General features: G+C 39.7%; 8 protein-coding genes. 1 reads left to right on the forward strand and 7 read right to left on the reverse strand.

Translation table 11 applies throughout. The features are described from left to right. Positions 1-17: 17 nt before the first annotated feature. From D8804_RS04190 to D8804_RS04210, 5 genes are all read right to left on the reverse strand, one after another. A complete protein-coding gene (locus tag D8804_RS04190; protein ID WP_125398943.1) occupies positions 18-1289 on the reverse strand; it encodes a restriction endonuclease subunit S in 1272 nt (423 codons plus the stop codon). Further along, positions 1286-2293, reverse strand: coding sequence for a virulence RhuM family protein (locus D8804_RS04195; RefSeq protein ID WP_125398944.1), 1008 nt, complete (start codon positions 2291-2293; stop codon positions 1286-1288). The genes D8804_RS04190 and D8804_RS04195 overlap by 4 nt, the downstream gene beginning before the upstream one ends. After that, entirely contained in the window at positions 2283-3854 is a 1572-nt protein-coding gene (locus D8804_RS04200) for a type I restriction-modification system subunit M (protein ID WP_125398945.1), read from the reverse strand. The genes D8804_RS04195 and D8804_RS04200 overlap by 11 nt, the downstream gene beginning before the upstream one ends. Before the next feature lie 151 nt (positions 3855-4005). Then, positions 4006-5145, reverse strand: coding sequence for an AbiH family protein (locus D8804_RS04205; RefSeq protein WP_125398946.1), 1140 nt, complete (start codon positions 5143-5145; stop codon positions 4006-4008). Between the two features lie 51 nt (positions 5146-5196). Then, on the reverse strand, positions 5197-7836 hold the full coding sequence (locus D8804_RS04210) for a DEAD/DEAH box helicase family protein (RefSeq protein ID WP_125398947.1): 2640 nt from the start codon (positions 7834-7836) through the stop codon (positions 5197-5199). Positions 7837-7971: 135 nt separating this feature from the next. Here D8804_RS04210 and D8804_RS04215 point away from each other — a divergent pair, with 135 nt between their 5' ends. After that, positions 7972-8589: a TVP38/TMEM64 family protein gene (locus D8804_RS04215; protein ID WP_000077674.1), complete on the forward strand. Its 618-nt coding sequence runs from the start codon at positions 7972-7974 to the stop codon at positions 8587-8589. Positions 8590-8913: 324 nt separating this feature from the next. Here the strand turns inward: D8804_RS04215 and scrK are convergent, their stop codons facing one another. Both scrK and D8804_RS04225 read right to left on the reverse strand, forming a co-directional pair. Beyond that, entirely contained in the window at positions 8914-9801 is an 888-nt protein-coding gene (scrK, locus tag D8804_RS04220; RefSeq protein WP_125398948.1) for a fructokinase ScrK, read from the reverse strand. Positions 9802-9958: 157 nt separating this feature from the next. Then, positions 9959-11896 carry a sucrose-specific PTS transporter subunit IIBC gene (locus tag D8804_RS04225; RefSeq protein WP_125398949.1) on the reverse strand — a complete coding sequence of 646 codons (1938 nt, stop codon included), beginning with the start codon at positions 11894-11896 and terminating at the stop codon, positions 9959-9961. Positions 11897-12204 lie beyond the last annotated feature (308 nt).

The raw sequence follows: 12204 nt of genomic DNA on the forward strand, positions 1-12204 counted from the left end.
GGAATTGTCCCACTCCTCTACTCTACTCTACTCTCAGTGTACTCGCCTTCGGCGACGAATGTCAAGAGTTTTTCTCTAAAATATTCATACTGTTTTTGACGAAGTTCAATCTCCTTGGGTAGTCCGATGTTTAGGTCATTACAAACCTTGTCAAAGTTGTCTAGAACTTGAACAATACGAGACTGAATTTCGAGAGAAGGGACTGGGATTTTTAATTTCGAAAGTGCACTACCATTCGTTAAAGCTCTGGTTGTATAAGCACTATACCGCACAATATCCCTTCGAAAAGTAGTTGATTCAAAACAATATGCACAGTATTCAGGAAGCAATAATTTCGTAATCGGTCTCGCTCTCAAAACAAATCCACTAAAAACTCCGTCTTTAACTTCATCTAATAATACGGAAGTTTTTCCAATTTCTTCTTGTGTTTCAGAAGTTCGTGTGAAAAAGACATCCCCTCTTTGAACACCATAACGTTCTTTTTCCTCAGGACTTACTCTAACTTTTCCTCTCAAAACATTCGCTGATATTTTATTGTTCCTGTATACATCAGTATAATTAACTATAGGTGTTCCACTCCCAAAAAATTCTTTTCCTTTGTTCAATCCATTCTTAAAAACAAATAATTCTCCCAAAGTCTTCCACTCAACCTGATAAACTTCATCCTCAAATGATAAGAGTTTATCCCGATAAAAAGAATATTGCTTTTTACGTGAGGTCAATTCTGAGGTCAATTCTGTAACATAATCGGTCATTTTGTCAAGTATTTGCACTATTTTTTCTTGAATTTTTTGAGGAAGTAACGGAACCTTTATTTTCTTAAATGCTACTTTAGAAATATTATACCTAGTTACACCACTTGCAGTTTTCTCAATCTGTTTTCTGAATTCAATACTTCTAAACAAATACTTAGTAAATTCTGGTAAAAGTTCAACATCTTCATTAAATCGTATTCCAAAACTAAAACTATTTAGATAAATCGGTTCCTCAGGTACAAAAGTAACTACAGAAGACATGCCAACTTCTTCTTTGCTCTCTGAAGAACCTGTTATTAACACGTCTCCGTATTCTATAAAATTTTGCTTCTCATTTTCATCTACCTGAACATTCTCCAATATATTTAATTCAACTTGTATATTATTAAAAATATTTTTATAAGTTACATACTTAGCATTTCCATTTTCAAAATCAGATTTTGTTTTTCCAGTTAAACCACCGTAAAAATGACTAACTTCCCCTAACTCTTTCCACTCAACGGGACAGTTTTGGATTTCTTCTAGGATATTCATGGTTTCCCTCCTTCCTTGGCTAGATTTTCAATGCTTTTTATTTCCTTGAGATAATCTTTTTCAACTTGACTGAGGGTCTTGGCTTGGTAGCTCTTATACTCCTTATCCACCTTCTGCTTCATCTGTTCACGAGAAATAGAACCACTATTGTCCAGCAAATCTTCGCCAGTAGCCTGAAGGATACGATCTACGTGAGTCACCCAGTCTGCCATGGTCATGACCTCTTCTCGCTCTGCCTGTCTTTCAGCAAAATCTAGATATCCTGATACAAGCTGATTAAGCCCACGGAGTTCCTTCTCTGTCAGATAGTTCTTGGCAACTTTTGCTTCAGATAGAGTAGGAAGGTCTCCCTTAAAAGTGGTCAAGCCCATAAACTCCTTTTCGCTATCGACACGGTTATAGATGAGTTCACTCGCAGTGTTGTGGTGAATGGCATAATGCATCTTGTTTTGAACCGTCGCAAAGAATTTCTTTGCCTCTGGTGAGTTTGCATTGTAGTCACTTGATGTCGCGAAAAGATCTAAAACCTGACGGTAAAAGACTTTTTCGCTTGATCGAATGTCTCGGATTCTTTCCAAGAGTTCTTTAAAGTAAGAGCCACCACCCAAGTTTTTCAAGCGCTCATCATCCATAGCGAAGCCCTTGATCAGATACTCTTTCAAGACTGTAGAAGCATAGTGTCTGAACTGGATTCCACGAGGGGAGCGCACACGGTAGCCAATCGCTAAAATCATATCCAGATTATAAAAGGCGACTTTTTTCGACTGAGTTTTCCCAGACATTGCCCCGTGACGAGTGGTTGTCAACTGATAGTTGACAACCACTGTTTCATCCAACTCACCATCTTCAAAGATAGCCTTGATATGTTTACTAATGTTTTGCTTGGAAGTCTGAAAGAGATCAGCTAGTTCTTGTTGGGTCAGCCAGACCGTTCCATTATCCAAGTGAAGTTCAATAGCGGACTCTCCGTCATCTGTTCTATAGAGAATCACATCATTTGCCATGGCTAAGCTCCTCTACAATCTTATCTATCTCTGCACGCAAGTGGTCAATCTTGGCAACAGTCTCTGCGATCTCTTTATTGAGCACATCAATATCAATCTTCTCACGAGTATCTTCTTGTTCAACATAAGTTGAAACAGACAGGTTATAATCCTGCTCTGAACCAATCACCTCATTCTCAACAAGAGCAGATTTATAGTCAACATTTTGATAATTAGAGAATAATTCAACTATATGCTCGATATTGCTATCCGTCAAAACGTTGTTATTGGTCTCTTTTTTGAATTCCTTACTTGCATCAATAAAGAGTGTTTTATTTTCAAGTTTATTCTTCGCCAAAACCAAGATCGTAGTTGCGATAGAAGTTCCAAAGAAGAGATTATCTGGAAGAGCAATCACTGCTTCAACAAAGTTGTTATCTACTAGATACTGACGAATGGTCTTTTCAGCACCACCACGATAGAAAATACCTGGAAAACAAACAATAGCTGCTCGACCTTTATTGGACAAGTGGTTGAGACTATGCATGATAAAGGCAAAGTCAGCTTTTGACTTAGGAGCTAGTTTCCCTGCTGGCGCAAAACGGTCATCGTTTATCAGAGTTGGGTCTCCATCTCCCACCCATTTTACAGAATACGGAGGGTTAGAAACGATAGCATCAAAAGGCTTTTCTTCCAAATGCTGAGGATTTAAAAGGGTGTCCCCTCGCTTAATGTCAAAGTTGTTGTAGTTGATATTGTGCAAGAACATATTCATACGAGCCAAGTTATAGTTGGTCATATTGATTTCCTGACCAAAGAAACCATCCTCCAAGATATGGTCTTCGTATTGTTTTTTCATCTGTAACAAGAGTGAGCCCGACCCACATGTTGGGTCATAGACCTTATTAATCTTGTCCTTGTCGACCATGACTAGTCGAGCTAACAATTTAGAAACAGTCTGAGGGGTGAAAAATTCCCCACCACTTTTCCCTGCGTTACTTGCATAGTTGGAAATCAAGAACTCATAAGCATCTCCAAAGGCATCAATGTCATTTTCCTCAAAGTTTCCAAAGTTAATGCTATTGATACCGTTAAGGATATCAGATAGGCGTTTATTTTTTTCTGGAACACTTCCACCAAGGATGTTGCTTCGTGTATCCAAGTTATCAAACAAACCTTTGATATCATCTTCTGATTTGAAGCCAATGGCTGACTTTTCAATATCTTGAAAAATATTGGCCAACTCTTCGTTTAAATTTTCATTTTGTGAAGCGTTCTTGACGACATTTTCAAATAATTGACTTGGAAGGATAAAGAAACCCTTATCCTCAACTGTCCCTGGTTTGAAATCTTGCTCAGCTTCTTGGTCACTTAAGTCAGCATAACGGAATTCTAAATCCCCAGCCTCATGCTCAGCACGGTCAAAATAGTCGGCCATATGCTCTGAAATAAAGCGATAGAAAAGAATCCCTAGGATATATTGCTTAAAATCCCAACCGTCTACAGCCCCACGCACATCGTCCGCAATCGCCCAAATTTTACGATGCAACTCCTTGCGTTCTGCATTTTCTTTACTTGCCATTTTTACTTTCCTTAATTAATGTATTATCTTTTCTATTTTATCATATTTCAAGAAAAACCACTCGACCTAGGGAGGACGAGTGGGATATAAACTATTTTTAAAATATGATTTTATAATTGTACTCTATGAATTCAATTATTTTTTGATTTTATTAAGGTAGTAGAACATCTTTCATACCATCCTTATCATCACTCTTAACAAATACAACATTACGTTTCCCTGTTAACTCTATCAGTTTTTCTTTCCCAAGGATGATTGCGAGATTCTTAATAATTGAACGTTTAGCTGATTCATCGTAATAAGTGAAAATAAACCGATATAGATACTCACCTTTCTCTGCTAATTCAAAACATTTTTGAAATATCTCTTTATCCAATGGATCAACAGAGTGACCAAAAATAATTATATTTTTGGATATCAATATTGATACTTCCTCATCTGAATCCCTGTACCTTGGTTGGAAAAATTCTTCAAATTCATTTCCTGTCTCTTTAACGACCCTTTGGTAATACTTCTGATAAGGAATTAAATCACTGTTAACATCATTTTCTTTATCTTCTATTCCAAAGACCATAGTATTGATGCGACCGAAAGTTCTCTCTAAATCAATTCGGCCATGTATAAAATGAGTTAGCATATCAGAAGTTCCAAATAGATATCCTGAAGTATTGGTATAATTAAAATTTAAAACATAGGTATGTGATAAATAACATATTGCATCCAAAGCTGTTGGTCTTGCTTCAATTCCTCGAATCTCAAAATCTATATAATCTAAATACGACAGATAGATTTCTAGTAGTTCAATTAGTAAATCAAGTTGATCAAGAAATAACTCATTAAGGTTCTCTATGAAAAGTTCTTTTTTATAATTATCCAATTCTTCATCTAGAATTTCATCTTCGAATACTTTTGCAACATAACGTTTTGCGGTGTAATTATTTGTATCTTCTAAAACATCATTAAAATAAGGGTAATAATCAGATCCAATACATTCAGATAATACTTTACTATTTTCTTTAAAAAACAGTATTGCATCTGCAAGTTGAGAAATCATGATTTCAAGGTTAGACCAATTTTCTCCAAGTTTATCCTTGTTATCATTAATAAATTTCAAATACAAATTATCTCTGTATTTCTCAATCCTTATATTTTTAACTTTTAGAAACTCCAGTAACCCCTCATCTGGATTAGAAAATAATTGTTTTTCAAAGTCAATAAAATCGGTATACTTTGTTTTTCGCCCCATTGCAATATCAAAGCCATTACCTAAAATTAAAATTGTATCTGCCATATTTTCTCCCTTTGCTTTTTTATTTTCTAGAGGGGTAATATTTTACTTCTCCTACTCCAATCGGCTTTTAACCTTCTTCTTAGTCAAGGTACGGTCGTTTTTATTGGAGAGAGCTTTGATACGAGCTTCTAGAAGGATTTTCCGTCCGGCCTCTGTTCGTGTGTAGATCAGGTAATAACGTCCAATAGTTGGCGTCAGAAAGTCGAGGAATTTCTGTGTATCTTCCTTGCGCTTGTCAAAAAGACTAGGCACGACATAGTAAGGTGACTGACCTTGTCGGACTTTCTCTGCCTTCAATAGATAGCGCTGATTGTCCACTGGTGTAAGGAACTCCCCCACAGTCTGTGCAAACAGCTCCTTGTCCCTCATGCTTCCTCCCTTGAGATAGGTGAAAACCATATAATTTTCCTTATCCTCCTCTACCTGAACACGGGATTGATCGTCTATTAGATGCCCCGAATCTAGCAGAGCCTTTCGGATCTGCTCACCAAGGAATTGCATACGCCTATAGGGGCTTTTATAGAAGAGATAGCGTGATGTAGCAAAAGCTAGAAAGAGGAGACAGGCTGCCGTAAGCCACCAAACACCAATCAGTCTCAGTCTAAATAGCAAGACCAACAAATCCACTGCTAACAAGAGCAATGACATGCGAACCCATTTTAATGCATCAAGCAAGAGCATGACTGGGATCTTCTGTTTTTGGGTTGCGACTTCTGTAACTATCTCGAACTGATCCGCTACGACAAGAGCATCTTGCCATTTTTTGCGCAAGCCTGCTCGATCCTTGGAGAGACTCTTAACTCGCTCATTATACTCGCTGATTTGCTTTTTCCTAAAGGGGGGCTTTGGAAACTCCAAGCGATCCAAACCAGTCTCAATAGTCTCCTGATTATAGGCCAGTCCAAGAAAATGTTCCATACGACGCGATAGGGTTTGAAGATCCTGGTTAGTATTTAGGTCTTGTTCCTCTTTTTCACCGGGAAGTGGGAGGATGCGGATAGGCTCAACAGCGACCAGGTGCCAGATATTGCTAGTCTTTTCTGGATGTCCTTGCCAGGTACGAATGGCACGTCCACGCATCTGATTACTCAGCATAAAGCTCCCCACAAAACTTCCAAGAATTAGGGAATTGACACAAGGGGCATCCCAACCCTCTCCAAGGAGAGATTTGGTTCCAACTAGGATTTGGATCCGACCGCGTTGGAAAAGTTCCGTCACCGCCGCTACAATACCCTTAGCCGTACTAGGGAATCCCACCAGTACATAATCTTCTTGGTCTAACTGACCAATAGACGAAAAACTAAGATGAACCTGAGGCAAGAGTTCCTTCAACTCTGTTGCCACATTGGTCGGAAGAATAACGACACTCCCTGACAAAACAGCCAAAGATACAGGTATCTCATGCTCCTGAACTTTCCGACGAATACTTTCAAAATAAGGAAGAACTCCCAACTGAGGAATGGTTGCCTGATTATCTCCCAGATAGGTGGCAAAATCCTTGCGAATATAGTCAGCTAGTACTAACTGTCTCAGTTCCTGACCTAGACTCTCATACTCTGCCCGGAAGATATCGGCAATGGCAGACAACTTCCCCAGAGATTGGGTTAAAAGCTGGTCAGAAGCCTTAGACTTAACCAGATAAACCTGACGTTTTTCCACCAACCCACGCGCCTTCAAGTCAGCCTCTAACTTTTTCCTATATCCATCTGGATCCTCATACCAATCTGGTGTCTGATAGAGAACGCTCTGCAACAACAGCTCGAGCCAGTAGGAGTTCACCTGAGGCAGACGTTTCGCCCCCAAAAGATTCTCTAAAGAGTCAGGAATGGTCAATCCTTGAGAATACATATAGATCAAAATAGCCGACAAGTACTTAGGGTCTTCTAGTAGAACATCGGATGAAATGTCTCCTTTGAGTACCTTTGAACCTGACACTAGAGCTTGAAAGTCAGGATTGACCAAAAGCTGATGGATATACTCCCACTTTCTATCTTCAAACTGCCTGAGGTGTTCCGACTCTTCAGCTGTTGGTGAACAGATATAAACAAAATCCTGATGAGGACAGAGGGTGTCTTCCTTGACTAGTTCAGGTACCGTAATTTCTTGGTCAATTTCCCCACACATACGGATATAGCGTTCCCAGAGTTCAGGCTCGCTGTCATAAGGTGGTGTCGCTGTCAGGGAGATGACTTGCAGCTGTTCATATTGCTTGCGAAAGGCTTCCAGACTTTTCCACCATTCATTGCGCAGATGGTGGCATTCATCCAAGCAAAGTGTAACGACTTTCTGAGCTCTTAGACTTGCAAGCAAATCAAACCCTACAAAATCCTCTGCTTCTCCATCTTCTTGTGATTGCAATTGGTTCATGGCGCTATGAAAAGCCTGATAGGTCACAATCGTTAATGCTTTCATCTCCTTTAAGTTTTGGGAAACGAGATCTGAAATCTTCTGTTCGTTCTCTAAAAAGGCTGTTTGAATCCTGTCCACCCATTGTTCACGAATGGTGACAGTTGGAACCAAAACAAGGGCTGGATTGCCAAAACGAGCGATTAGCTCGATACCAATGGTGGTCTTGCCGGACCCTGGTGCCGCCACTAGGTGAACATGCCTATCTGCTTGATAGTCTTGAAAACGATCCAAGACCTGTTTTTGGTACTTTCTCCATCTTCCTTTAAAATTTAAATCTAACATTTCTTTCACCGTTATATCTCTTGACTTACTTCTTTAATTGTACCACACTTATATAAAAAGCAAGATAAGGAATCAAATTAGTCTTTATAAGAAAAATATGGTATAGTAGAATCATACTATCTATAAGGAGTTTCTATGTCACAGCATAAGCAAATGAAAGCTGTTTCTCCCCTTCTACAGCAAGTCATCAATATTTCGTCTATCGTCGGGGGAGTCGGCACCTTGATTTTTTGTATTTGGGCCTATCAGGCGGGTGTTTTACAGTCCAAGGAAACCCTATCGGCCTTTATCCAGCAAGCTGGGATTTGGGGACCACCACTCTTTATCTTTTTACAGATCCTACAAACCGTCGTTCCGATCATTCCGGGAGCTTTGACCTCAGTGGCTGGGGTCTTTATTTACGGACATATCATCGGGACTATCTATAACTATATTGGTATCGTGATTGGCTGTGCCATTATCTTTTATCTCGTGCGTCTCTATGGAGCTGCCTTTGTCCAGTCGGTCGTCAGCAAGCGCACCTATGACAAGTACATCGGTTGGCTAGATAAGGGCAATCGTTTCGAGCGGTTCTTTATCTTTATGATGATCTGGCCAGTTAGCCCAGCTGACTTTCTCTGTATGCTGGCTGCCCTCACCAAGATGACCTTCAAACGCTATATGATTATCATCGTTTTGACCAAGCCCTTTACCCTAGTGGTTTATACTTATGGTTTGACCTATATTATTGATTTCTTCTGGCAGATGTTTTGAGAATAGAAAAATCCGTTTGGTTTCCCAAGCGGATTTTTAGAACATAAATAGAAAATAGTCTGATACTAAATATACTTTGGTATGGAAATCATGCCTATTTTTCGATAGTGAATCGAGGACTTACCTAGCCTTTCCGCCGTGATAAAAACACCTGAAATCATTAGATTTCAGGTGTTCGGAAACTTTGAGACATTAGGCTCAAAGTTTAGGTATGGAATTTCGAAGAAAGTCGCTACCGTCCGTAATCACTTAAGGAAAGGCTCAAAAAACATTGTCTTCAAGCAAAACATCCGTTTGGTTCCCCAAGCGGATTTTTTGTTTGCTTTATTTTGCGACACTCTTAGCAAGGACAAAGTTCCCAAGTGTGGCAGAACCATTTCCAGCAACTGCTGGAGTGACAATGTAGTCACGCACGTCTGGTACTGGTAGGTAGCCGTTGAGGAGAGCTGTGAATTTCTCACGCACACGGTCCAGCATGTGTTGTTGGGCCATGACCCCACCACCAAAGACGATCACATCTGGACGGAAAGTCACTGTAGCATTGACCGCAGCTTGAGCGATATAGTAGGCTTGGACGTCCCAGACAGAGTTGTTGAGTTCGATGTTTTCACCACGAATACCTGTACGAGCTTCAAGACTTGGTCCAGCCGCAAAGCCTTCCAAACAGCCTTTGTGGAATGGACAAACACCGTTGAATTCTTTTTCAATATCCATTGGGTGTTTGGCTACATAGTAGTGCCCCATCTCAGGGTGACCCACACCGCCGATAAACTCGCCACGCTGGATGACACCTGCACCGATCCCTGTACCGATCGTGTAGTAGACCAAGTTTTCGATACGACCACCAGCATTGTTACGAGCAACTACTTCACCGTAGGCAGAGCTGTTTACGTCTGTGGTGAAATACATGGGCACATTTAGGGCACGACGAAGGGCACCAAGTAGGTCTACATTTGCCCAGTGAGGTTTTGGAGTCGTTGTGATAAAGCCATAGGTTTTTGAATTTTTGTCGATATTGATAGGGCCAAACGATCCGACAGCAAGACCTGCAAGATTATCGAATTTTGAAAAGAACTCGATGGTTTTATCGAGGGTCTCGATAGGAGTTGTTGTAGGAAATTGTGTTTTTTCTACAACATTAAAATTTTCATCTCCGACAGCACAGACAAACTTTGTACCGCCTGCTTCTAAGCTTCCGTATAATTTTGTCATGATAAACCTCTTGTTTTTATTTTCTTTATTATAGCATACTTCAAAAAGTTACTTTTCTCTATATTTTAGTTTTTCCTCTGTAAATCTTACTATCTAATAAAAACGAACAAACATGATATTTGTTCGTTTTGTTTTTAGATTTGATTTTCGAAGAGGACTAGGCTTTCACTTCAATGATCGCATCTCCCTTGACAACTGAACCGCTTGCGACTGGTGTCACAGAAGCGTAGTCTGCTGTGTTGGTTACGATAACCATTGTTGTGTCGTCAAGACCTGCGGCAGCGATTTTGTCTGAGTCAAAGGTTCCAAGAACGTCTCCAGCTTTGACCTTGTCGCCTTGAGCAACTTTTGCTTCAAAGCCTTCGCCGTTCATAGATACAGTGTCGATACCAACGTGGATCAAGATTTCAGCTCCCTTAGCTGTCTTCAAACCAAAGGCGTGACCTGTTGGAAAGGCGATAGATACTTCTGCATCAGCTGGTGCGTAAACCACGCCTTGGCTTGGTTTTACAGCGATTCCTTGTCCCATTGCACCACTTGAAAATACTGGGTCATTGACATTCTCAAGAGCAACTACGTCACCAACGATAGGAGTTTGGATTGTTTCATTTTGAAGAGTATCAGACTCTTCCACTACTGGTGCTTCTACTGTAGTTTCAGTAACTGTCTCTGCAGTTGCTGTTGCGGCTTCATCAGCAAAGACACCTGCTGCTTTTGTTTTACCATAGAAATAAGTCAAGGCAAAGGCTGCGGCAAATGAAATCACTTCTGCAACTACATACATAGGGATTGAACCTGCTTTAATAGATAGGAATCCGATAAATCCAGCTGCTCCCAAAGAAACAGCAATGACATGGGTCAAGCCTGCAACAAAGGCACCAACTGCTGAACCAGCAAGAGCACAGAAGAATGGGAATTTGTATTTCAAGTTCACTCCAAATAGGGCAGGCTCAGTAATACCAAGGAAAGCAGAGACAGCCGCAGAACTTGACAAGCCTTTAGTTTTAGCATTTTTAGTCAAGAAGTAAATAGCAAGAGTGGCTGCACCTTGCGCCACGTTTGCCATTGAAGCAACAACAAAGATGTAGTCACCAAATCCAGTACCGTTATTATTATATGCCGACAATAACTGTGTTTCAATAGCAGGGAATGATTGGTGAAGCCCTGTCATAACAATCAATGAATATGTTCCACCAAAGAGCCCCATACCAAATGCACCTGTAGTATTGTATAGCCATACAATAGCATTAGTAATGGCATCAGAAACCACCAACATCACAGGACCAATAACTGTAAAAGTTAGGAATCCTGTAATCATAACTGATAAAAGCGGTGTGAAAGTAAAGTCAACTGCAGATGGCAATTTTTTGTGGAAGAATTTTTCTAAAGTTGCCAACAACCAGACAGCCACAAGAACTGGAATAACTTGGTAAGCATAGTTTGTTTGTGTAACATGGTAACCTAAAATATCCCAAAAAGCTTCTTTACCACCCAAATCTGGTGTGGTCATAATCATACCAATAGCTGCACCAAGGAATTGGTTTGCTCCAAAGCGTTTAGCTGCTGAAATACCTACCAAAACAGGCAAGAACATAAATGGAGCAGCAGACATCAATTGAATCATCGCTGAAATACCTTTGATAGCAGGGTACATGTCTTCAATTGATTGAGGTCCAAATAAGTCTGGTGATGTCAAGAAGTTACGTAATGCCATCAAAAGACCACCTGCAACCAATGCAGGAATGATTGGAACAAAAATATCTGACAAAAGCTTAATCAAATCCATCAATGGATTAAATTTTTTGTCTTTATTCGCAATCTCTTTTAAATCATCTGTGGAAACTTCTTTCAAACCTGTTTTTTTGATGATTTCTGCATATACAAAGTTAACGTCTCCAGGACCAATAATAATTTGGTATTGTCCGTTTGTGCTAAATGTACCTTTAACATCAGCATTGTTATCTAGAGCTGCCTGGTTCACTTTTGTTTCATCCTTTAATACCAGACGAAGGCGGGTCGCACAATGTGCTGCAGCTACAAGATTCTCTTTGCCGACAGCCTCAATGACCTCGGCAGCAACTTTACTATAATCCATAGCAAAAATCTCCTTATAAAATTTTGTTCTTGTTTGAAAGCGATTTATTCGCCCTACGACTATTATTTTATCATGTTTCTAAAATATGTCAAGCGTTTTGCAGAATTTTTTATTTCCTTTCTTTTGCTCCTGATTATTCTTGCTCATTTTTGAGGGATATTTTCTTTTTCCTCAAAAAAATATCCTTATATTAGAGGGCTCAAAGCTTTTTATTTATATTTTCTTTCATTTTTTCGTGAAAATTTACCAGATTCCCTTTACTTTATTTCTGGCAATCGTTTGACATATTTTTCTCTTTTTTAACATAA

The sequence above is a fragment of the Streptococcus oralis genome, assembly GCF_003944215.1.
Lineage (GTDB): Bacteria > Bacillota > Bacilli > Lactobacillales > Streptococcaceae > Streptococcus > Streptococcus oralis_BI.